Genomic DNA, 22,316 nt, shown 5'->3' with positions numbered 1-22,316 from the left:
ATCTGCCGCCGTTGCTCTAGCGTGAAGCTTGCACAGTCTGACCGCCTCGCAGGGCTGCAAGGTTTCCTGAAGCATAATCAGCTTTTGCCAGATATCCACTCGGCCTACGCTTTGACCCAACGCTGCCGGCTCCAGGCGCTCAACCAATCAACCAGAAACACCAGCAACAGCATCGCCAGAATCACCGTACTGGCCTGGGCTTCCTGGAACAGGCTGAGGCTGACATACAGCATCTGGCCCAGGCCGCCGGCGCCGACGAAACCGAGCACGCTGGCCATGCGGATGTTGTTTTCCCAGCGATACAGGCAGTAGGCGAGCAGTTGCGGGGCGAGGTTCGGCAGGGTGCCGTAGCAGAACGCGAGAAGCGGATTGCCGCCCTGCAAGCGAATCGCCTCGGCGGGTTGCGGCGGGGTGTTTTCCAGCGCTTCGGCGAACAGCCGACCGAGTACGCCGGTGGTGTGCAGAGCGAGGGCGAGGGTGCCGGCGTTCGGTCCGAGTCCGGCGGCGAGCACCATCAGCGCCGCCCAGACCAGCTCCGGAATCGCCCGCAAGCCGTTGAGCAGCAGACGCGCCGCACTTTGCAGCGGCCAGCCGAAACGCCCGGCAGCGGGCAGCGCCAGAACAATGCCGAACAGCGCCGCAAGCAGGGTGCCCAACGCGGACATGGCCAGTGTTTCCAGCGAACCGTGAGCGATGGCTTTCAGATACCCGGCGCTCAAGTCGGGACTGAGGAAACGCTGCACATAGCTGCCCATCTGCTTGAGGCTGTTGGCGCTGCCGAGTTCGGCAAGATCCAGTTCCAGATAGGCAAAAGAGGCGACCACCGCGACCGCAATGGCGGCGAGCAGCAGCAGGTTGATCAGGCGCCTCATGTCAGCCTCCAGCGCAGCAAGCGGCTGAGTTGATCGGCGCACAGCACCAGCAGCAGGAATGTCAGCAACATGCTGGCGACTTCACCGCCGGCGAACATGCGGATCGACAGGTCGATCTGTTGCCCCAGGCCACCGGCTCCGACAAAGCCCATCACCACCGAGGCACGGATCGCGCACTCCCAGCGGTAGACGGTGTAGGAGAGCAATTCGGCGGCGACATTCGGCAGCGTGCCGTAGGCAAACGCCGCCAGTCGACCGCTGCCGGCCTGCAACAATGCGTGCGCAGGGCGTTGGTCGGTGGATTCGAAAATTTCTGCGTAGACCTTGCCGAGCATGCCGCTGTAGGTAATGGCGATGGCTAGCACGCCCGCCGCCGGGCCGAGGCCGACCGCGCGCACAAACAACAGCGCCCAGACGATTTCCGGCACGCTGCGCAGAAAGATCAGCAAGCCGCGCACCGGCCAGCGCAGCAAACGCCCGGGCAGGCTCGGCACGCCGCCCCGTGACGCCGCCGAGAGCGACAGCGCGCGACTGGCGATCAGGCTTGCCGGTACCGCCAGCAGCAGGGCCAGGGCCATGCCCGCTGTGGCAATCGCCAGGGTTTGCAGGGTGGCTTTGAGCAGCAGTTGCAGAAACGCCTGATCATGCGCGGGTGGCCAGAACGCCGAAACGAAACGGCCCATTTCGTTCTGGCTGTCGGCCTGAAACAGCACGCCCAGGTCCAGTTCGCTGAGCTGAATGCCCGGCCACAGCACGGCCAGCGCCAGCAGCGTCAGCAACAATCGCGGCCACGCCGCCGGGTCCCGTGAATCGGCCTTCAGCATCGCGGAATCTGCACAATCAGAGGCGCGACCGCTGGCGCTGGCGATTGCAGTTGTTCATTGGCGTACAGCGCATCGAGCTTGTCGCGGCTGACTTCATCAGAAGAACAGTCGAAAAGAATCTGCCCGTCGCGCAGGCCGATGATCCGTGGAAAGTGCGCCAGCGCCAGATCCACCGCGTGCAGGCTCGCCACCAGCGTGACGTTGTGCTCGCGAGCATGGCGCGACAGGATCGACAGCGTGTGGCCGGCGAGGACCGGGTCCATTGCTGAAACCGGCTCGTCGGCGAGCATTATTTCCGGCGCCTGATACAGCACCCGCGCAATGCCGACGCGCTGCAATTGCCCGCCGGACAATTGCTGGCAATGGGCGAACAGCTTGTCGCCCAGATCCAGTCGCGCCAACGCCGCGCGGGCGCCCGCCACATCCAGCGGATGCAGCAGGTTCAGCAGACTTTTGCCCAGACTCCACTGACCGAGCTTGCCGGCCAGCACCGCCGTAATCACCCGCTGACGCGGCGGAATCGGCGGCGCCTGATGCACCAGACCGATGCGCGCACGCAGGCGCTGACGCTGGCGAGCCGACAAGTGCCAGGCGCGTTCGCCGAGCACTTCGATGTCGCCACTGCTGGGCTTGAGCGCGGTGGCCAGCAGATTGAGCAGGCTCGACTTGCCCGCGCCGGAGGGGCCGATGATTGCGACCTGTTCGCCGGCACCAATCTGCACGTCGATGTTGCGAAGGGCATCGACGCCATTGGCGTGGCGCAGGCTGCCCTGGGTGAGGCGTAGGGTCATTTCAGCAGTTCGGCGGCGCGGGCGGCTTCCTCGATGCCCTTGTAGTTCTCGGGCTTGGTCTCGATGAAACGGCTGGCGGCCTGCAGATCGAGGATCTTCTTCTGCTCAGGATTGGCCGGGTCGAGGTCGAGGAAGGCTTTCTTGATTTTCGCGGCCAGCTTCGGATCAAGGGTGCCGCGCACGGTCCAGTTGTAATCGAAGTAGGTCGGGGTGGTGGCGAAGACTTTGACCTTGTTGGTGTCGACCTTGCCGGCGTCGACCAGTTTCTGCCAGACGCTGGCGTTCAACACCCCGGCATCGACCTTGCCGGCCTGCACCCAGGCAACGGTGGCGTCATGCGCGCCGGAGTAGGCGACGCGGCTGAAATAGCCTTCAGGCTTGATGCCGTCGTTCTTCAGCATGAAGTAACGCGGCATCAGGCTGCCGGAGGTGGACGACACCGAACCGAAGGCGAAGGTCTTGCCCTTGAGGTCGGCGAGGCTTTCCACGTTCGGGTCGGCGGTGATGAATTTGCTGGTGAACTGCGCGTCCTGCTCGCGCTGCACCAGCGGGATCACTGGGGTGGTGGCGTCGGTCTTCAAACGTGCCTGCACAAAAGTGAAACCGCCGAGCCAGGCCATGTCGAGGCGATCGGTGGCCAGCGCTTCAACCACGGCTGGATAGTCGGCGACAGGCACAAACTGCACCTTCATGCCCAACTGCTGTTCAAGATAGGCGCCCAGCGGTTCGAACTTGCGCAGCAGCTCGGTCGGGGCTTCGTCGGGAATCGCGCTGACGCGCAACACATCAGCGGCTTGCGTCATCAGGGCAGAAAAGGACAGCGCCAGACCGGCGGTGAGGGCGAGGGTACGCTTGAACATAGAATTCTCCGTTTCGTAAGCGTCAACATTCGAAGGGCCACCGGTAGTCAACGGCGCGCCACGTCAGGGTAGACGAAACGGCGAGGTTATACGCATTCGCGAGGAGATTGGCCAGCCTCCGTGCCGGCGCGGTGTGTCTGTTTGTGTAAGGTTGCAATCAAGCCGCCTCGGGCAGTTTGGCAATCACCTTGATCTCGAAATCGAAACCTGCCAGCCAAGTCACGCCGACAGCGGTGATGGTCGGAAACGGCGCTTCGCCCCAGAACTCCGGTACCACAGTCCAGATCGTTTCGAACCTCGAGTGCGGATCGACCATGAACACGGTGACATCCACCGCATCATCGAAGCTGCAACCGGCCGCAGCGAGGATCGCGTTGAGGTTGTGGAAGGCGGTGCGCACCTGATCGCGCAGATCGGCCTCGGGCGAGCCATCCTCACGGCTGCCGACTTGTCCGGAGACAAACAGGAAACCGTTGGAGCGAATCGCCGGAGAGTAACGGTGACGCTCATACAAGGCATGGCGGGCGGGTGGGAAAACTACATCGCGCTTGGACATGGGGCTGACTCCATCAGTGGGTTGATGGAACGACTTTAGGTATTTGCAGTGCGCGGATAAACGCGCAAGCTTGGCGTTCACTGTTTGCAAATCCCAAACAATCGAGGGGCGCGGATGGACCGGTTCGATGCGATGCAGGCCTTTGCCAGGGTGGTCGAGGCGGGCAGTTTCACCAAAGCTGCCGAAACCTTGCACATGAGCAAGACCACGGTGACGCAACTGGTGCAGCAACTGGAGGCGCGGCTGCGGGTCAAGCTGCTCAACCGCACCACACGCAAGGTCAACGTCACCGCTGATGGCGCGGCGTATTACGAGCGGGTGATCAAGCTGCTCGCCGATATGGACGACGCCGAAACCAGCCTGCCCGGTGCCGCCGCACGGCCGCGCGGGCGTTTGCGCATCGACGTGCCGAGCCCGTTCGCGCGGCACATTCTGGTGCCAGCCTTGCCGGATTTTCACGCGCGCTACCCGGACATTCAGATCGACATGGGCGTCAGTGACCGCATCGTCGACATCATCGATGAGAACGTCGATTGCGTGGTGCGCGGCGGCGAGCTGCTCGATCAATCGTTGATGGCGCGCAAGCTAGCAGATCTGCCCTTGGGTGTTTTCGCCGCGCCGGCTTATCTGGCCCGAGAAGGCACGCCTGAGCATCCGCTGGAACTGCAAGACTCCCATCACCGCGTCGTCGCTTTTCTCTGGGCTCGCACTGGTAAACCTCTTCCGTACACATTGCACAACGGCACCGAGCGCCTGCTGATCAAAGGCCGGCATGTGCTTGCGGTGGATGATGGCAATGCCTATCTGGCGGCGGGACTGGCCGGCATGGGGGTGTTGTGGTTGCCGACGTATATGTCTGATGCGCATGTGGCGCGGGGCGAGTTGGTGCAGTTGTTTGAAGGCTGGCAGCTTGAGCCGATGCCGCTTTATATGGCCTATCCGCCGAACCGGCATGTCAGCCTGAAGTTGCGGGTTTTTATTGATTGGGTGGTTGGGCTGATGGCGGCGGCAGCACCAATCGTGACGCACCAGTCACGGCCATGATTGACTCTTGAGCAGAACCGGCCAACTATCGCTCGCATAACAACGACCGATGGACCCGACCTTGATTGAACGACGTCAATTCAGCGGTGGCATGAAGGGCAAGAACCTTCGCTATCTGAATGAACAGAACCCCGATAACACCGGAGTGACCCGCACCGGTTTCCTCTTGCTCGAACATTTCTCGCTGCCAGCTTTTACCCAGGCGCTGGACACGGTAGTCACCACCAACCTGTTGCGCCCGGGACTGTTCTCGTCGCGCACCTTCGGCCTCGGCGATGGCGAGGTGATCAGCGATCTGGGCCTGGTCATCCGCCCCGATGCGCGCCTGGATTCTGCTGCGCTTAACGAGCTGGATCTGCTGGTGGTGTGCGGTGGTTATCGCACCGAACTGCGCGCCAGCGACGAATTCATCGGCTTGCTCAAGGCTGCAGCGGAGCGGGGCGTGAGCCTGGCGGGATTGTGGAATGGTTCGTGGTTTCTCGGCCGCGCCGGTTTGCTCGACGGCTATCGCTGCTCGATCCACCCGGAACATCGCCCGGCACTGACCGAAATCGCCAAGAGCACCCATGTCAGCAGCGAACCCTACGTCATTGATCGCGACCGCCTTACCGCCTCCAGCCCGTCCGGGGCCTTCCACATGGCGCTGGACTGGATCAAGGGCTTGCACGGCAAGGCGTTGGTCGAGGGCATCGAAGACATCCTCGCCTTCGAAGAGTCGCGCTACCGGCGCATCAAACCGGATGAAAACATCTGCGTCAGCGCGCCGTTGCGGGAAGTGATCAAGCTGATGGACGCCAACCTCGAAGAACCGCTGGAGCTGGAACAACTGGCGGTCTACGCCGGCCGCTCACGGCGCCAGCTCGAGCGCTTGTTCAAGGAACAACTGGGCACCACGCCGCAGCGCTATTACCTGGAACTGCGCATCACCGAAGCACGGCGCCTGCTGCAACACACCGAGCTGTCGCAGGTGGAAGTGCTGGTGGCTTGCGGTTTTGTATCACCGAGCCATTTCAGCAAGTGCTATAGCTCGTACTTCGGTTATAGGCCTTCGAAGGAAAAACGGCTGGTCAAATAGGACCAGCCGTTAATCACGCTGACTCCGGTCAAGAACGAAGCGCAAAAAAAGGGCGCCTTGTCGGGCGCCCTGTTTTATTTATGCTTGCGTGCTTGATCTACAGCCGATCAACGGGATTTCTTTGCGTTCGACGTTGCGGCGTTGCTCAGTCCTTTGGAATTGTGCTCCCCAGGCGTCGAGCTGGAGATGGCAGCAGCTTTGGTCACGCCGCGAGTATCTCGGGACTGGGCGATGCCCGAAGTCGTTGAGCCGTGCCCGCTGTCGTCATTGCGAACGCTGCCGTAGTGATTGCCGCTTTCACCGCGGTCGCGGACAGCCTTGCCGGCATGATCGCTGCTGAGTCCATTGCCTCGGCCGTTGCTGTTGGCGCTGCCGTGATCCGATCCGCTGTGACCGCCGCCTGTGCCACCACCGTGACCACCGCCGTTCCCGCCATTTCCACCGCCGCCGCCATTACCGCCACCGCCGCCATTACCACCGCCACCGCCGTCCTTTGCATAGGCAGAATTCATGATCGAGAGGTCAGCAGGGAGAAGTGGGGCGGCTGCGAGCATCATGGCGCAGGACATGACAGCAACGAGACTCTTGTTTTTTAAAAGCATGATAGCTTCCGTAGGGGGGATTGATATCGCATCAGTTCAGACTCGATCGCCCCCCTCTGGTTCAAATCCTGCGACAGACGGAGCGGCAGCCGGGCTGCGCCTATAAGTGATCCGCATCAACCACAGCCTGCGCAAACGCCGTCGGATCCTCCTGCGGCAAATTGTGCCCAATCCCACCCTCAATCAACCTGAATTGATATTTCCCGGTAAAACGCTTGGCATAGTCCTCAGGCTTGGGATGTGGCGCTCCATTGGCATCGCCTTCCAGGGTAATCGTCGGCACGCTGATCGAAGGCGCAGTAGCCAATTTTTCTTCCAGCGCGGCATATTTCGCCTCGCCCTGCACCAGGCCCAGCCGCCAGCGATAGTTGAACACGGTGATCTCGACGTGATCGGGGTTCTGCAACGCTTGGGCGCTGCGGTCGAAAGTGGCGTCGTCGAACTTCCACTGCGGCGAAGCCAGTTGCCAGATCAGTTTGGCGAAGTCGTGGGTGTTCTTTTCATAGCCGGCGCGGCCGCGTTCGGTGGCGAAGTAGAACTGGTACCACCACTGCAATTCGGCTTTCGGCGGCAGTGGATTCTGCCCGGCGGCTTGATTGCCGATCAGATAGCCGCTGACCGCCACCAGCGCCTTGACGCGCTCTGGCCACAGCGCTGCGACGATGCCCGCTGAACGTGCGCCCCAGTCGTAGCCGCCAAGCACTGCTTGCTTGATCTTTAGCGCATCCATGAAGTCGATGATGTCGCTGGCCAATGCCGCCGGTTGGCCGTTGCGTAGAGTGGCTTTGGACAGGAACTGCGTATCGCCATAACCCCGTGCATACGGCATCAGCACGCGGTAACCCTTGGCCGCGAGCAGTGGTGCGACTTCGTCATAGCTGTGAATGTCGTAGGGCCAGCCGTGCAGCAGGATCACCACCGGGCCATCGGCAGGACCGGTTTCGGCGTAGGCCACGTCGAGCAAGCCAGCCTTGATGTGCTTCAGCGGGCCGAAAGGAGAGGGCGCGGAATAGCTGACGGCGGCCGGTTCAGTGGTTTGCGCCTGAGCGCTGCCGACGGCGCCGAGCAGTGACAGCGCCAAGACCGACAAACCGAGTGCGGCTTTGATTTTAGAGGTATGCAGAGCCTGTTTCATGCTGACGTCTCCTTTGCGAACCTGTGGCCAAGGGGCTGGATGAACCTTGAAACCCTGGGTGCATTGAAGCGTAGCGAGGTATCCGATCTGTGTCCCCGGACGGCAGTTTTGCAAGGGCGTGTATGGCGGCGGGGCGCGTACACAGTGTGATACACGGAGGCGAAACCCATTGTTTTCGCGCGAAAATAATAAGTCGCTGTTTTAAAACAAAAAATATTTCATCTCGGGCTTCCCAAACGAAATGAATGTTGTTAAATTGCGCCCCGTTCTCACAGCGATCCTAACGGAGCCGCTGACCAGAGCTACAGGGGCGTCGCCAAGCGGTAAGGCAGCAGGTTTTGATCCTGCCATGCGTTGGTTCGAATCCAGCCGCCCCTGCCATCTACGAAAAAACGCCAACTTCGCAAGAAGTTGGCGTTTTTTTATGCCTGCGATTTACCGCATTTGGAGCCAAGCAGGCGTGCGCGTTGCCGAAGCACCGCGCACGCCGGTCACTCAGTGCGGTGCGCGCGGGATGGTTTTCATCAGGTCTTCAGGGCTGATGTGGCCGACCACGCTGCCCGGCTGCGGCAGGTTGAGGATGTGGCCTTTCATCTTACCGATGATGTGCATCTCGCATGGCTTGCAATCGAACTTCAGCGTCAGCACTTCATCGCCGTGGATCAACTGCATCGGCGCGACCTTGGTACGCACACCAGTCACGCCTTTGGCCTGTTTCGGGCACAGGTTGAAGGAGAACCGCAGGCAGTGCTTGGTGATCATCACCGGCACTTCGCCCGGCTCTTCGTGAGCTTCGTACGCCGCGTCGATCAGCTTGACGCCGTGACGGTGGTAGAAGTCGCGCGCCTTCTGGTTGTAGACGTTGGCGAGGAAGGTCAGGTGCGAATCGGGGTACACCGGCGGCGGCGTGGTTTCGGCCTTGCGGCTGCCACGCGGATGCGCGGCGACACGTGCCGCAGTCAGCGCTTCGATGACTTCGCGGCGCAGGGACTTGAGCTGCGAGTTGGGAATGAAGAACGCTTGCGGCGCATCCAGCTTGATGTCAGTGGCGTGATACTGCGTGGTGCCGAGCTGGCCGAGCAGGTCGCGGAGTTGCTCCAGCGCCTGTTCCGGCTTGTTGGCGACACCAAACGGCCCGTTGAGGGTGACGCTGGCGCTGATACCTTCTTCGCTGGTCGCGGTCACTTCCAGCTGTTCTTCGCGCAAACGGGCGAACCAGCTCAGGGCCACGCGACGTTCCGAAGAAGTTTTCTGCAACGCCTGCTGCCAGTTGTGATCGAGGTTGCGATTCAACGGGTGGCTCGGACGCAGCTTGAACAGGCCTTCGGGCATTTCGTTCGGCTCGACGCGGTAGCGGTAGCGCTTCTCGCCGTCTTCTTCGAACTCGCCTTTGGCCTCGGCGATGTTGGCGCGGAAACCGACCACTTCGCGTTTGACCAGTACGTTCAGACCGTCACCGTTGGACAGCGGCTCATGGGTGACGACCTGCATGTCACGCTTGCCGACTTTTTCCACTGTACCGACCGGCAGGCCGGTGAAGGTTGGCGAATCGAAGGCGCCGATGTCGATCTTGCGATCGGTGACGAAATAATCGGTGCTGCCACGGTGGAAGGTCTTTTCCGGATCGGGCAGGAAAAAATGCACAGTACGGCCGCTGGAAGCGCGGGCCAGGTCCGGGCGATCCTCGAGCACGTCGTCGAGGCGCTGGCGGTAATAAGCAGTGATGTTTTTCACATAGCCCATGTCCTTGTAGCGACCTTCGATCTTGAACGAACGCACGCCGGCCTCGACCAGTGCGCGGATGTTGGCGCTCTGGTTGTTGTCTTTCATCGACAGCAGGTGTTTTTCGTAGGCGATCACGCCACCCTTTTCATCTTTGAGGGTGTAGGGCAAGCGGCACGCCTGGGAGCAGTCGCCACGGTTGGCGCTGCGGCCGGTTTGCGCATGAGAGATGTTGCACTGGCCGGAGAAGGCCACGCACAGCGCGCCGTGGATGAAGAACTCGATGGCGGCATCGGTTTCATCGGCGATGGCGCGGATTTCTTTCAGGTTCAGCTCACGGGCCAGTACCAACTGGGAGAAACCGGCCTGATCGAGGAACTTCGCTCGCTCGAGGGTGCGGATGTCGGTCTGGGTCGAGGCGTGCAGCTCGATCGGCGGAATGTCCAGCTCCATCACGCCCAGATCCTGGACGATCAGCGCATCGACACCGACGTCGTACAACTGATGGATCAGCTTGCGCGCCGGCTCCAGCTCGTTGTCGTGCAGGATGGTATTGATGGTGGTGAAAATACGCGCGTGGTAACGGCGGGCGAACTCGACCAGTTCGGCGATTTCGCTGACTTCGTTGCAGGCGTTGTGGCGTGCGCCGAAGCTCGGGCCGCCGATGTACACGGCGTCAGCGCCATGCAGGATGGCCTCGCGGGCAATGGCGACATCGCGGGCAGGGCTGAGCAATTCCAGGTGATGCTTGGGCAAGGACATAGTTTTTTTAGTCAGGCGGTCACGGGCAAGGGGCGCATTCTACCCGTGAAACGCTTGGTGGGCACGTGTGTGCTGCCCGATGGTGGCTGGCGATTGGCAAAGATCGGCAAGCTATTGTGTTGAATGTGCCGGCCTCTTCGCGAGCAGGCTCGCTCCCACAGGGTTAGCTACGGGGCGGAATACATCCATTGTGGGAGCGAGCCTGCTCGCGAAAGCGGTGTGTCATCCGAAAATCATTGAGTGACATCCGCAAATTCGATCAGCCCTTGGCTGCCATCGCCGTCACTTCTACACGCATCCCTTCAACCGCCAGCGAGGCCACGCCTACCGCCGCCCGCACCGGCCAAGGCTTGGCGAAATAGCGTTTGTACACTTCATTGAAAGCCCCGCGATCGCCCATGTCGGTCAGGTAAATGGTCAGGTGCAGCACCCGGTCCATCGAACTGCCGGCACGTTCCAGTGCGACTTTCAGTGCTTGCAGGGTGCACTCGCTTTGCTCGGTGATGCCGCCGAGTTCCAGGCTGCCATCGGCGCGGGTTGGAATCTGCGTGGAAACCATGATGCCGCCGAAGGTGGCAACGTCGGAAGAAATCGAATCGGTGTCGGGATCCGGCGTGAAGATGATGTCTTGATTGGCCATGGGCATCTCTTGTTTGAGTGAATGAAGATTGCGGCAGTTTACAGATTCCCTCCGGCCATGGCCCGGTCAGGTACCGCAACACGTTTGTATAAGCATGTATCAACCCCCAGCCGATACACATGGCAACACCAAACTGCGCCTTCGAGACACATCCGCCCTACATGCCGAGCCCAAAGTAGCCCTCACACCAACACTACGCTCAAGAGGGCATCACCATGTACCGTCCACTGTTTCTGGCTTCTGCCGTTGTCTTCGCCTCCCTGACCGGCTTCGCCCATGCGGCGGATGCGCCGGCAACGAGCTGGCAGAAAGGTCTGAGCCGCACCGATCTGGTTCGTCAGGATCTCGGCGCTGACAATCGCGAAGTGATTCAGGCGCGTATCGATTTCGACGCTGGCGTCACCTCGCCTCGGCATGCTCATCCCGGCGTGGAAGTCGCCTATGTCATCAGCGGCACGTTCGAGTATCAGCTCGAAGGGCGGGCGCCGGTGATACTCAAGGCCGGCGATTCGTTGTTCATTCCGGCGGGCGTTGCGCATGTGGCCAAAAACGTCGGCAACGAGAAAGGCGTCGAACTGGCCACTTACGTTGTCCCGAAAGGCGAGCCCCTGCTTATCCTCAAGCCATGAGGCGCCAGTCCGCTATTTCGAGCGCGGCTTGCTCATCGCGCGCTTGATGCGCATCCAGTCCTGATAGGCCGCCGTTCGTTTGGCGTCGGCCATAGCCTTGGCTTCGCTGAAACGGGCCCAGGCTTCAGGATTGTCCGTGTCGTTCTCGATGATTCTGTAAGCCGCTTCTTCGAGCAGATCGGCCTCGCGGAACATCGAGGCATTCTCCGCCATCTCGTCATCCCACGAGCGGCCGAAACCGAATTTCAATGTGCGTTCTGTCATTTCACGTGATCCTCCTCCCAGACCAAAGGTACTGATTCTCGCCATTGCACCTCGGTCACGCCAAAGCGTTCCGCCATCGGCTTGGAAAAACGTTTCAACGGAGGTCGGCCGGGGCGGGGGATGGGCGCGATACCCGCGTCACAACTTGCCCATTGCCACGCTTCGGCATTGTTCATGGTTTTTGTGCGAATGACGAATGACCTGGGCTTCCCGTGAAGCAGGTAATCAATCACGTACAAATCCTCTCCGCTCATACATTTCCTCCGGCTGTTAAGAAGAGGGATATCTGGCGAAATGAATAATTCAGAGAAATTGAAACGGGCGTGATGACCGGCTGATTGGGCGATTTGTAAGTCTGTACGGCAAATTGAATCTGTACAACTTCGTCTGGAATTTTTGGCTGAATTGCCGGCTGTTAAGACAGGAACGCGCCCGCTACGACGCGTTATCAATTGGGACGAGTCAGGAGTAGATGCACGAGCAGACAAAGTCCGCGTGAACCTCGGTGTTTTCAATCGCCGTGATAAGGCCTGAATGCATGGCTTCTTCAGGATTGATGATGCGCGGCGCTGCTGTCAGATATTTCTCTGTCTCCAGCGCATTTTTTCCGTTGCTCGTACGCTCGGCGACAATCTGGGCGTAGAGGTGCAAGTCGTAATCCAGGCTCATGGCGTATTCCGACATGCGCGAGTGATCGACCGAACCTTGCAGGTGCCAATGAAATGGGTGAAACAGAAACTTGCTGTGGGTACAGGCGGTGCGGCGCTGGCCGGCCAGAAAGACAATGTTGCCCATCGATTCGACTGTTCCCAAATTGTGGGTGTGCACCGGAATAGGTAGGGCCAGCAGGAAGTTATACATGGTGAAACCGTAACTGCATTCGCCGCCCATGGTGGCGATGTTGACGATCAGTCGCGGTGCATCTTCCTTTACGGCGAGCGAGGCTTTATCGATCAATTGGCCGCACGTCGAGGCATTGATCGGGCCGGTGAAGTTGATGACATGAACAGGCATGGCGATTCCCTCGGCTGGTCAGGACTCCTAAGCAATAGCTGTAATTTCGCTTGAATGAAAGTGGGCAGGGGAGCCGCGCTCCCCTGCACCCGACGCATCAACTGTTGCGCCCGCCACCATGGCTGTTTTGACCACCTTTGTGTCCAGCTTCAGAGGCTTTTTCCCGATCGTTGGCAAAGTTGCGCCGCTGCTCTGGCCGCCCTTGCTGCCAGCTTCGGACGCTCTGTTCCGATCATTGGCAAAATTGCCACCGCTGTTCTGGCCACCTTTGCTCCCGGCTTCGGAGGCGCGCTCAGGATCATTCTTGAAGTTGCCGCCACTGTTCTGGCCGCCTTTACTGCCGATTTCCTGATAGAACTCTTTATCGTGCGAAGCCGAAGTGGCATCACCACCTTTCTTGCCTGCTTCGTTAACCGACATGCTGCCTTGTTGTTTATCTTGTGCCATTTCAAACTTCCTCATTTTCTCTATATAGGCACTCGGCCAATCAAGGATACACAAACTACGTGCCGTCGTTGTTCGCGAATGCTCATAAAGTTTACTGATGTCGTTTGCTTTAGTTGGTCTGGCTTGTCTTGTGACTACAAGTTAGACCTTTGTGCTAAGAGGAGCGCTCATAAGTCGGCGTTGTATCCGGTGTCCGGGAGTTTTCAGAATTTACTGCAAGTTCCCGGCGTTCATAACATTCCTGCTGAACACTTTCCCGGTGCCTTGGACTGATTTGCTGTCGTTCGACACAAGGTGACACCGACGGACTGTCCGACCTGGTCACGTGCGAACTGCGCGCTGCTTCGGGATACACTTCCGCTCCCTTGTTTCGTTGCACTTCGCCTCGTGCAAAAGCCGGTACCGTTCTCATGATTACGCTCCATCAGCTGATTTCAAAGGGCAGCGAGGCTGCCCTTGTACCGCTTGCTCAGGACTTGCGACCGCCGCCGTGGCTGTTCTGCCCGCCTTTGCGGCCAGCCTCGGATGCTTTTTCACGATCATTGGCAAAGTTGCCGCCCGACGACTGACCGCCTTTCTTGCCGGCTTCAGATGCCTTTTCACGATCGTTTGCGAAGTTACCTGGATTTTTATTTCCTGTGGTCATGATAGCTCTCCGATATCAATTAACGTTTCGCTAGTTATGTCCGTTGTCGCACCGGACATCTACTCCGATTACGAGCCGGCGAAAAATGTTTTGAAAATTTTTCCTCAGGCCGATGAACGGTAACTTTGTGATGAAACTTATACAGCCTGCGGTTTTCTGCGCCGCTTCGTATAACTTTTCAAGTTGCTGGTTGATGTGCAAGAGAGGTTGAAGCTTGTTACCGCTTCGCTTCGGATTTCTGACCATTTGTCGGTGCGAAGTTGAACTGTAATCGGCTGAAACTAGAGTCTGTTAAGTGTATGTATATAATTATTCTGAGGACATTGAGATGACCAATCATCACAAGGATCAACCGTTCGCTGAAGACCCACAGAAAATCAAGGAAGCGGGCAAGAAAGGCGAGAGTTCAGTCAGCGTGAAAGTTGATCGGGCCGAGAAGGCACGCGTCGGCGGGCAGCACAGCCATGGAGGCGGCCGTACCGGCAAGGGCGACTGAGTCGGTCGGAAAAGTACCAATCGGCGTCCTCTCTGCGCCGATGCAGAGAGGACCTCTACGCTTAGGCCTATCTGAACCGTGGCAACGGCCGGTCGATCGGTTTGAGCGTCGAGAGCGTATCGCGAATCAGCGGCGCATCTTTTTCGATGTCGTGCAGCCGGTCGCGAATGCGCAACGCTGTCGGATGCCCGCCCTGATGATCGACCCAGTCGGCAATCTCTTTGCAGGCGGCTGCGAGGCGCGCCTGGCGGGCGTCGAGCAGGGTGAGGAGGGTGGTGATGGACTCTTTTTCGGACATGAAACACCTCCGTTCGCTGAAACGGCTGAGTTGCAACAAAAAGTCCGCGTGGCGCGAACCTTCAGATCAACTATAGAAGACCTGTGTGATCGTGCAAAAAATACCCAGTTCAACTCGTCGGCGAAACCTTTGGAGCGAGCGTTACGCTGGAGATCAAGACGCCTCGCTTACCTCGCACATCCGCTCGAGAAACATCGCCAAGGCTACTTCCTCGGCGCGCAGGCCTTTGCGTACGCGCGGTCGGGGCAGTTCGGCAAGTGCGCCGAGCATGAAATGTTCGACCACTGCGGGGTGGATGTAGCACTTGCGGCACACCGCCGGCGTGTTGCCCAGCTGTTTGGCGACGTTCTTCACCGCTTCTACCACATGGCGCTTGGCTTCGGTTTCCGACTCATGCTGCAACTCGCGCAGCACCGACAACGCCAGGGCGCTGCCCGCCCAGGTGCGATAGTCCTTGGCGGTGAACGCCGCGCCGGTGAGCTTTTGCAGATAGGCATTGACGTCGGAGGAGGTGACGGTGTGCCGTTCGCCGTGTTCATCAAGGTACTGAAACAGGTTTTGCCCGGGAATTTCCAGACAGCGCTTGATGATTCGCGCCAGACGGCGGTCCTTAACGGTGATCTGATGCTCGATGCCGCTCTTGCCACGGAACTGGAACAGGATCGCGCTGCCGTTGACCTCGACATGCCGACTGCGCAACGTGGTCAAACCGTAAGAGCGATTGTCCCGTGCGTATTGGGTATTGCCGACGCGGATCAGCGTGGCGTCGAGCAAGGTAATCACCGTGGCCATGACCTTGTCGCGGCTGAAGCCCGGCTCATCGAGCAGCGCCTCGAGCTTGCGCCGCAGTTTGGGCAGGGCCATGCCGAAGTCGCGCAGGCGCGAGTATTTGTCGGCGTCGCGCACTTCGCGCCAGCGGGCGTGATAACGGTACTGTTTACGCCCGCGTGCATCACGGCCGGTGGCCTGCAAATGGCCGCACGGGTCGGCGCAGATCCACACATCGGTGTAGGCCGGTGGCACCGCGAGAGCATTGATGCGTTTGATTTCGTCCGGGTCGGTGATGCGCTGGCCCGACGGTTCGAAATAGACGAACTTGCCGCGCAGTTTTTTCCGGGTGATACCAGGCTGAGTGTCATCGACATAATGCAGATCGGCGGGCAGAGCATCTGTCAGCACGGTATCGGGCATGGCGGTTTCCTTCGGTCATACGGCAGTCTGTAACTGATTGACCGCAGGCGCTGGCCGTCGTGCCGAATGATTTACGCGAGCACCGCCACCGCCTTGATCTGCGCCCACAGCCGCTGGCCCGGATGCACGCTCAGTTGATCACGCGAGAAGCGGGTGATCCGCGCCAGCAGCGGCGTGCCGCCGGCATCGAGGCGGATCAGCACATGGGCACTGTTGTCAGCGGCCTGTTCGCTGACGACCGTAACGGGCAGACGATTGAGAATGCTGCTGGCTGCATCGTTGTTCAGCGCCAGGCTGATGTCGCGCGCGTGCACTTTGCAGCGCAGAGCCTGGCCCACGGCCATCGGCGCATGGGTGACGCGAATGTTCATTGCAGTGGCCGGCAGTTGCAGGCTGAGCAATTGATAGGTGGCGTCGTAGGCGCTGACCTGGCCTTCGATGATCACCCCGGCGTCATCGCCCAGCGCCAAGGGCAGATCCAGGCGTGCGAGGGTCTCGCCGATCGGGCCGCTGGCGAGGGCTTTGCCATCACGGAGCAATACCAAATGATCGGCCAGACGCGCGACTTCGTCCTGGGCATGGCTGACGTACAGCAGCGGAATATCCAGTTCGTCGTGCAGGCGTTGCAGGTACGGCAAGATTTCGCTTTTGCGCCGGCTGTCGAGAGCCGCCAGTGGCTCGTCCATGAGCAGCAGTTTCGGGCTGGTCAGCAGAGCGCGGGCGATGCCGACGCGCTGCCGTTCGCCGCCGGACAGATGCTGTGGATGACGCTCGAGCAAATGGCTGATGCCGAGCAGTTCTGTGGCCTGGTTCATATCGACCCGGCGTTGCGACTTGGCGATGCGTTTGAGACCAAACTCCAGATTGGCCAGCACCGACAGATGCGGGAACAGGCTGGCTTCCTGAAACACATAGCCAAGCGCACGTTTATGCGGCGGGACGAAAATGCCCTTGGCACTGTCCTGCCAGATCTCGTCGTTGATCTGCACAAAACCCTGCTCGGCGCGCTCCAGCCCGGCGATGCAGCGCAGACAGGTGGTTTTGCCCGAGCCGGAATCACCAAACAGCGCGGTGACGCCGCGGCCCGGCACTTGCAGATCGATATCCAGTTCGAACCCCGGATAGGTGCGTTTCAGGCGTACATCAATCATCGATCAGCTCCAGCCTGCGCGGGTCTTGCGGCTGGAGTACAGCGCCAGCAACACCAGAAACGAAAACACCAGCATCGCCGCAGACAGCCAGTGCGCCTGGGCATACTCCAGCGCTTCGACATGGTCGTAAATCTGCACCGAAACCACGCGGGTCTTGTCGGGAATGTTGCCGCCGATCATCAGCACCACGCCGAATTCACCCACGGTGTGGGCGAAGCCGAGGATCGCTGCGGTGATGAAGCCGGGGCGCGCCAGTGGCAGGATCACGCTGAAGAACGTGTCCCAGGGATTGGCGCGCAAGGTCGCCGCGACTTCGAGCGGGCGGGTGCCAATTGCCGAGAAAGCGTTTTGCAGCGGTTGCACCACGAACGGCATGGAGTAGATCACCGAACCGATGACCAGCCCGGTGAAACTGAACGTCAACGTGCCCAGCCCCAGCCATTGAGTGAACTGACCGAGAAAACCGTGCGGCCCTAGCGCCAGTAGCAGGTAAAAACCGATCACCGTCGGCGGCAGCACCAGCGGCAGGGCAACGATGGCGCCGATCGGCCCGCGCAACCACGACGAAGTGCGCGACAGCCATAACGCGATCGGCGTGCCGATCAGCAGCAGGATCACTGTGGTCAGCGACGCCAGTTTCAGGGTCAGCCAGATCGCGGCGAAGTCGGCACTGGTCAGCGACATTTACAGTTCATATCCGAAGGATTTGATCACCGCAGCGGCTTTCGGGCCCTTGAGGTAATCGACCAGAGCCTTGGCAGCAGCGCTGTCCTTGCCTTTGTTCAAGATCACCGCGTCCTGTTTGATCGGATCATGCAGAGCGGCCGGGACAATCCATGCCGAGCCGCTGCTCACCTTGCCGTCCTTGTAGATTTGCGACAGGGCGACGAAGCCCAGTTCGGCGTTGCCGGTGGAGACAAACTGGTAGGCCTGCGTGATGTTCTGGCCTTCGACGATTTTGCTGTTCGTGGCTTCGCTCAACTGGAGTTTTTCCAGCACTTGGGTGGCGGCGAGACCGTATGGCGCAGCTTTTGGATTGGCGATCGCAAGGTGTTGATACTGGTTGGTTTTCAACACTTCGCCCTGCGCATCTACGTAGCCTTCTTTCGCTGACCACAGCGCTAGCGTGCCGATGGCGTAGGTGAAGCGCGAACCTTTGACGGTTTCGCCTTCCTGCTCAAGCTTTGCCGGGGTCGCGTCGTCAGCAGCGAGAAACACTTGGAACGGTGCGCCATTCTTGATCTGGGTGTAGAACTGGCCGGTGGCGCCGTAAGCGGCGATCAGTTTGTGGCCGGTGTCTTTTTCGAAGCCGGCAGCGATGGCCTGGATTGGCGCGGTGAAGTTGGCGGCGACCGCCACTTGCACTTCATCAGCCTGCGCGGCGCCCATGCTGAACATTGCGAGGAGTGAAGCGAAGCAGGCAGGGGCGAGGCGTGTGGCAGCAAGTGTCATGTAAAGGCTCCGTGATCGGCGGTAAATGCTTTGCTTTGGATAACGCCGATACACGGGCGCAATCGCTGTATACGGAAATATATAGCGATACGCCGCCAAGTGGCGAGGGAATAAATCCGCTCGCCGCTTAAATTCAATGACGGTTGAGTTTCGCCAAGGCGCCCTCGGCGAGTTGCCGGGTCAGTTCAGCGCTGCCGATATCCTTGCCGAGCGTCAGCGCCTGTCCGGCCCAGAGGTTGGCAAAATCGGCGTCATCCTTGGCCCGCAGCGGCATCAGCGCACCGCCAGCCAACGGGAAGGCCGGCGCCTGCGCTGACATCGGGCCGAGTTCACGCATCGCCCGATTGACTATGCCCCGCGCCGGACGTCCGGTAAAAATGTTGGTGATGGCGGTCTGGCTTTCCTTGGCGGTGCGCAGGGCCTTGTGGTGTGAGGCGCTGACTTTGGCTTCCGGCGTGAACAGGTACGCCGTGCCGACTTGCACCGCCGATGCGCCGAGCATGAAAGCTGCGGCAACGCCTCGCGCATCGCTGATCGCACCCGCCGCGATCACCGGCACTTTCACCGCGTCGACCACCTGCGGCACCAGGGCGAAGGTGCCGACCTGGGTGCTCAGATCATCGCTGAGAAACATCCCGCGATGGCCACCGGCCTCATAACCCATGGCGATGATCGCATCGCAGCCGTGTTGCTCCAGCCAGATCGCTTCTTCGACTGTGGTGGCAGACGAAAGGATTTTCGCCCCGGTTGCCTTGACCCGATCAAGCAGATTTTTCTCCGGCAGCCCGAAATGAAAACTCACCACTTCGGGGCGGAATTCTTCGAGCACGACACACGCGGCCTCGTCAAACGGTGCGCGATTGGACACCGGCGTCGGCGCGTCGAAATCGGCACCCAGTTCGCGGTAGTAAGGTTCGAGCAGATTTTTCCAGTCACGGGCCCGCTGTTCATCAGGTGCCGGGGGCTGGTGGCAGAAGAAATTGACGTTGAACGGCTTGGTGGTGTGCTGGCGAATCGTCTTCAGTTCTTCGCGCAGTTGCTCGCTGCTCAGCATCGCTGCCGGCATTGAACCGAGGCCGCCGGCATTGCACACGGCAATCACCATCGAAGAGTTGGTCGCACCGGCCATCGGGCCCTGGATGATCGGCAGTTCGATACCGAGAAGATCAAGGATGCGGGTGTCTGGCCACTGGCTCATATAGCAATTCTCCGAACGATGAAACGGGCAGGGACGGCACGCGGTTTTTAACAGCAAAACCGGATGCGGGGCCAGTCTGAAATTCTGAACATTACGTGCAGTTTTTTAGCGTCGGTGCAATCCGCCGCCACCGCCAAACGAACGGTTCATCATTTGTGAAGAATGGTTGAAGTTGTGCGTGCGCTGATTGCCGAGACTGCGTGCGGCGGATTCGCGGTTGAGATTCTGCAATTGCGCATTGTTGTTCGCGGGTCTGGTCCGGTTGGCACCGCTGCCGGCCACGGACTGCCAGCCGTTGTCGGTTTTCTTGTAAACGTTGCCGTCGCGCCCGGCATAAACGTTGTCGCCGACGCGCGCAGCGCCGCCGTCGCGGCCATGAATGCCACCGTATTGCGTGGTGTTGCCGGTATTGGGGTTGTAAACGGCGCCGCGATTGGCACTGACGTGAGTGCCGCTGCGGACGTTGCCAGCGCTAACCCGTTCTCCGGCGATGGCGCCGCCGTTCGGGCCGACTGCCACGCCGCTGCGCCCGGCAGCGTAGTTGCCGGTGTAGGCGTTGTGCACCGCGCCACGTTGCCCGGCGGCGGCAATGCCGGTACGCGAGTTGTACGAGGCGCCAACCTGGCCGGCCCAGCGATTGCCGGTCCAGGCGTTGTAACCGGCGCCATAACGGCTGACCGTCGCGCGATCACCCCACTGATGATAAAGATTGCCGGTGGTTCCGGCCCAGCCACCCGGACCCCACGCCACCGCGCCGCCGCGATAACCGTATGCTGCGCCACCCCAGGCCAGCGGCGCCGGGTACAGACGCGGACCCCACGCATAGCCCCAGCCGTAATTTCCCCACCACGGATAGGCGCCCCAGCCCCAGCCCATGGCGACGGTGTTGCCGCCCCAGCTCCAGCCGAATCCAAAGCCGAAAGTCCAGCCAGTCCACGGCGTGTAACGAATCGCGACGCCGAAACCATAGGTCACCGGCGGCCCGTACCAGACGCTACCGACCCACGGCGTATACGGATAACCGGTGCCGTACACCACAACGCCAGTCGCCGGGTCCAGCGTCGAGCCTTGATAGCCCGGCGTGTAGCCGACCACCACGGTATCGCCGCTGGATTCGTAAACCTTCACGTACGTGAGGTAGTGCATCGGCGAGCTGGGCGGAATCGAATAAATCACCGCTGGCACTGAAGTGGCCACGCTCCACGGTCCGTTTAGCGAGGTGGCGCTGAACCAGATGCCGTTCTCCACCGCCCACCAACTGTCGTTGCCGACTCGAATAATCGGTGTAGCGCTGTTGATCACGTATTGCAGCGGCGTATTGCTGATCGCTTTGAGCTGCGGCTCACCGTCAAATTGCGGTGTCGTCATCTTCACCGCGCTCTTGTTGATCGCCGACGTCTGCGGGATGGCCGCCGCAATGGCCGCCTCCTGCGCCTGTGGCGTGCCGGCTACCGAGGCCTTGACGTTCTCTTTGGCGCTGTCGTCAGGAATATTGGCAAAGTCGGCCGGCAGTTTGTCTGCCGGGACAAAGGTCCATGGCCCGCTCATGTCGCTGGCGCGGAACCAGCGCCCGGAGATCAGCACGTAACTGTTCTGGTCGCCGATTTCCTTGAAAATGTGCCCGGTGGTGTTGCTCACGTACAACAGGCTGGTGCCCTGAATCGGTTGCCATTGCGCGGCGCCGTCGGTCACCAACAGTTCCGTTGGCGTGGTGGCGAGGAAGATTTTCGGCTGCGGCGGCTTGGCCAGGCTGGGAATCTTGTCCTTCGGATCGCTTTGCCCGGTGAGCAGGTCCACCTGGCGGCTCTTGATCGCCGCCTGTTTGGCTTTTTCCAGACTGGCCGGCGGTGCGGCGAGGCGCGTGTAATCGCCGGCCAATTGATCGGCAACCATCCAGCCGTCGAATACGTGCAGGTAATGTCTGCCTTGGGCATCCTTGAGCAGCAGTGGGCGCGTGTTGATCACCCGTTGCAGCTCCGTTCCTTCAACCGACCGATAGGCCGCCTCGCCGTCGATGTATACGAGGATTGCCGGACGGTCGGAACTGATGATGGTCGGCGGCGTGTTTTCCAAGGGCGCGCTGTCGGCTTTCTGTTCAGCGTTGAGCACCCCAACCGCTGCTTCCAGCTGATCCAGTGAAATGGTTTTCTTGCGGCTCTCGGCATCTTTTTTCAGGATGGCGAGCCACGTGTCGGCCTGTTTTGCGTCGGCGGGGAAATCGGCCTTGATAATGTTGTACTGATCGAGCGCGACCCAGCGGGTGGCCTTGTCGACGAGGGTATGAGCGCTGAACTGGACGATGCCGTAGGTGGACTTGCCATCGGCAGCCGTGGCTTCGACCGCCGCGCGGGCATTGAGCGTATAGCCGTCCCAGCTGTCGAGCTGCGGCTGATACACCGTCAGCTTGCTCTTGGCGCTGCTGATCACCTGCGGCCATGTCGGCTCGCTTGGCGCCGCGTTCGGCTTTGCCGCCGGTGCGGCTGCCCAGGCATTGCCAAGTGTCAGCAGACATAACATCAGCAGCGAGGGTAAAGCGCTCAGGAAAGGCATCGTCAGCTCCATCGACACACCGGTTTGCAAGGCGCAACCGGGAAAACACAACCGTCGAAAAAGCATAGCCGCCTGCCGGGGATTTACCCGGCTGATC

Annotated in this window: 24 protein-coding genes, 1 tRNA gene and 1 pseudogene; 5 read left to right on the top strand and 21 right to left on the bottom strand. The window is 60.3% G+C overall.

The window, feature by feature from the left end:
- Positions 1-104 precede the first annotated feature (104 nt).
- The 5 genes from phnE to J5M66_RS13085 all read right to left on the bottom strand — a co-directional run bounded on the left by phnE (position 105) and on the right by J5M66_RS13085 (position 3,903).
- A complete protein-coding gene (phnE, locus tag J5M66_RS13105; protein WP_136492558.1) occupies positions 105-872 on the bottom strand; it encodes a phosphonate ABC transporter, permease protein PhnE in 768 nt (255 codons plus the stop codon).
- The gene (locus J5M66_RS13100) at positions 869-1,696 is read right to left on the bottom strand and encodes an ABC transporter permease (RefSeq protein WP_207809753.1); all 828 of its coding nucleotides are present in this window, start codon (positions 1,694-1,696) and stop codon (positions 869-871) included. The genes phnE and J5M66_RS13100 overlap by 4 nt, the downstream gene beginning before the upstream one ends.
- Positions 1,690-2,487 (bottom strand): ATP-binding cassette domain-containing protein, encoded by a 798-nt coding sequence (locus J5M66_RS13095; RefSeq protein ID WP_207809755.1) that lies wholly within the window; start codon positions 2,485-2,487, stop codon positions 1,690-1,692. Before J5M66_RS13095 ends, J5M66_RS13100 begins: the two co-directional genes overlap by 7 nt.
- On the bottom strand, positions 2,484-3,347 hold the full coding sequence (locus tag J5M66_RS13090; RefSeq protein WP_207809757.1) for a putative selenate ABC transporter substrate-binding protein: 864 nt from the start codon (positions 3,345-3,347) through the stop codon (positions 2,484-2,486). Before J5M66_RS13090 ends, J5M66_RS13095 begins: the two co-directional genes overlap by 4 nt.
- 157 nt (positions 3,348-3,504) lie before the next feature.
- Complete coding sequence (locus tag J5M66_RS13085) at positions 3,505-3,903, bottom strand: RidA family protein (RefSeq protein WP_207809759.1); 399 nt, start codon at positions 3,901-3,903, stop codon at positions 3,505-3,507.
- Between the two features lie 114 nt (positions 3,904-4,017).
- On the opposite strand from J5M66_RS13085, the gene J5M66_RS13080 reads away from it, so the two are divergent.
- Together J5M66_RS13080 and J5M66_RS13075 are read left to right on the top strand one after the other, a co-directional pair.
- The gene (locus J5M66_RS13080; RefSeq protein WP_123442324.1) at positions 4,018-4,947 is read left to right on the top strand and encodes a LysR family transcriptional regulator; all 930 of its coding nucleotides are present in this window, start codon (positions 4,018-4,020) and stop codon (positions 4,945-4,947) included.
- A 49-nt stretch (positions 4,948-4,996) separates the two neighbouring features.
- Positions 4,997-6,022, top strand: a complete 1,026-nt coding sequence (locus J5M66_RS13075; RefSeq protein ID WP_125918618.1) for a GlxA family transcriptional regulator — start codon at positions 4,997-4,999, stop codon at positions 6,020-6,022.
- Positions 6,023-6,129: 107 nt separating this feature from the next.
- Here J5M66_RS13075 and J5M66_RS13070 read toward each other — a convergent pair whose 3' ends face one another.
- Complete coding sequence (locus tag J5M66_RS13070; protein ID WP_185015356.1) at positions 6,130-6,624, bottom strand: hypothetical protein; 495 nt, start codon at positions 6,622-6,624, stop codon at positions 6,130-6,132.
- Positions 6,625-6,724: 100 nt separating this feature from the next.
- Positions 6,725-7,759 (bottom strand): alpha/beta hydrolase, encoded by a 1,035-nt coding sequence (locus J5M66_RS13065; protein ID WP_123442326.1) that lies wholly within the window; start codon positions 7,757-7,759, stop codon positions 6,725-6,727.
- Positions 7,760-8,065: 306 nt separating this feature from the next.
- On the opposite strand from J5M66_RS13065, the gene J5M66_RS13060 reads away from it, so the two are divergent.
- Positions 8,066-8,140, top strand: a tRNA-Gln gene (locus J5M66_RS13060).
- Between the two features lie 114 nt (positions 8,141-8,254).
- On the opposite strand, the gene J5M66_RS13055 is transcribed toward J5M66_RS13060, so the two are convergent.
- Positions 8,255-10,243: a U32 family peptidase gene (locus J5M66_RS13055; protein ID WP_207809762.1), complete on the bottom strand. Its 1,989-nt coding sequence runs from the start codon at positions 10,241-10,243 to the stop codon at positions 8,255-8,257.
- Positions 10,244-10,502: 259 nt separating this feature from the next.
- The gene (locus J5M66_RS13050) at positions 10,503-10,883 is read right to left on the bottom strand and encodes a RidA family protein (RefSeq protein ID WP_024013136.1); all 381 of its coding nucleotides are present in this window, start codon (positions 10,881-10,883) and stop codon (positions 10,503-10,505) included.
- A gap of 215 nt (positions 10,884-11,098) precedes the next feature.
- On the opposite strand from J5M66_RS13050, the gene J5M66_RS13045 reads away from it, so the two are divergent.
- Entirely contained in the window at positions 11,099-11,512 is a 414-nt protein-coding gene (locus J5M66_RS13045; RefSeq protein WP_016774943.1) for a cupin domain-containing protein, read from the top strand.
- 12 nt (positions 11,513-11,524) lie between these two features.
- On the opposite strand, the gene J5M66_RS13040 is transcribed toward J5M66_RS13045, so the two are convergent.
- The 5 genes and pseudogenes from J5M66_RS13040 to J5M66_RS13020 all read right to left on the bottom strand — a co-directional run bounded on the left by J5M66_RS13040 (position 11,525) and on the right by J5M66_RS13020 (position 13,883).
- The gene (locus J5M66_RS13040) at positions 11,525-11,776 is read right to left on the bottom strand and encodes a hypothetical protein (RefSeq protein ID WP_024013135.1); all 252 of its coding nucleotides are present in this window, start codon (positions 11,774-11,776) and stop codon (positions 11,525-11,527) included.
- The gene (locus J5M66_RS13035; RefSeq protein WP_016774941.1) at positions 11,773-12,030 is read right to left on the bottom strand and encodes a DUF6555 family protein; all 258 of its coding nucleotides are present in this window, start codon (positions 12,028-12,030) and stop codon (positions 11,773-11,775) included. The genes J5M66_RS13040 and J5M66_RS13035 overlap by 4 nt, the downstream gene beginning before the upstream one ends.
- A gap of 208 nt (positions 12,031-12,238) precedes the next feature.
- Positions 12,239-12,790, bottom strand: coding sequence for an ATP-dependent Clp protease proteolytic subunit (locus J5M66_RS13030; RefSeq protein ID WP_016774940.1), 552 nt, complete (start codon positions 12,788-12,790; stop codon positions 12,239-12,241).
- A gap of 97 nt (positions 12,791-12,887) precedes the next feature.
- Positions 12,888-13,237, bottom strand: a pseudogene (locus J5M66_RS13025) (general stress protein).
- A gap of 469 nt (positions 13,238-13,706) precedes the next feature.
- Complete coding sequence (locus J5M66_RS13020) at positions 13,707-13,883, bottom strand: general stress protein (protein ID WP_016774938.1); 177 nt, start codon at positions 13,881-13,883, stop codon at positions 13,707-13,709.
- A gap of 328 nt (positions 13,884-14,211) precedes the next feature.
- On the opposite strand from J5M66_RS13020, the gene J5M66_RS13015 reads away from it, so the two are divergent.
- Positions 14,212-14,379, top strand: coding sequence for a general stress protein (locus tag J5M66_RS13015; protein ID WP_207809764.1), 168 nt, complete (start codon positions 14,212-14,214; stop codon positions 14,377-14,379).
- A 67-nt stretch (positions 14,380-14,446) separates the two neighbouring features.
- On the opposite strand, the gene J5M66_RS13010 is transcribed toward J5M66_RS13015, so the two are convergent.
- From J5M66_RS13010 to J5M66_RS12980, 7 genes are all read right to left on the bottom strand, one after another.
- Positions 14,447-14,677, bottom strand: a complete 231-nt coding sequence (locus J5M66_RS13010) for a hypothetical protein (protein WP_016774936.1) — start codon at positions 14,675-14,677, stop codon at positions 14,447-14,449.
- Between the two features lie 153 nt (positions 14,678-14,830).
- Complete coding sequence (locus J5M66_RS13005; RefSeq protein ID WP_207809766.1) at positions 14,831-15,868, bottom strand: DNA topoisomerase IB; 1,038 nt, start codon at positions 15,866-15,868, stop codon at positions 14,831-14,833.
- A gap of 71 nt (positions 15,869-15,939) precedes the next feature.
- A complete protein-coding gene (gene modC / locus J5M66_RS13000) occupies positions 15,940-17,019 on the bottom strand; it encodes a molybdenum ABC transporter ATP-binding protein (protein WP_207809768.1) in 1,080 nt (359 codons plus the stop codon).
- 3 nt (positions 17,020-17,022) lie between these two features.
- Entirely contained in the window at positions 17,023-17,703 is a 681-nt protein-coding gene (gene modB / locus J5M66_RS12995) for a molybdate ABC transporter permease subunit (protein ID WP_151551697.1), read from the bottom strand.
- Entirely contained in the window at positions 17,704-18,417 is a 714-nt protein-coding gene (gene modA, locus J5M66_RS12990) for a molybdate ABC transporter substrate-binding protein (protein WP_243432994.1), read from the bottom strand.
- Positions 18,418-18,604: 187 nt separating this feature from the next.
- Positions 18,605-19,669: a nitronate monooxygenase family protein gene (locus J5M66_RS12985; protein ID WP_024013130.1), complete on the bottom strand. Its 1,065-nt coding sequence runs from the start codon at positions 19,667-19,669 to the stop codon at positions 18,605-18,607.
- 105 nt (positions 19,670-19,774) lie between these two features.
- Positions 19,775-22,219 (bottom strand): autotransporter, encoded by a 2,445-nt coding sequence (locus J5M66_RS12980; protein ID WP_207817487.1) that lies wholly within the window; start codon positions 22,217-22,219, stop codon positions 19,775-19,777.
- Positions 22,220-22,316: the final 97 nt, after the last annotated feature.

This window comes from Pseudomonas sp. 67(2021) (assembly GCF_017491835.1).
GTDB lineage: Bacteria > Pseudomonadota > Gammaproteobacteria > Pseudomonadales > Pseudomonadaceae > Aquipseudomonas > Aquipseudomonas atacamensis.
This window is presented reverse-complemented; position numbering and strand designations above follow the sequence as displayed.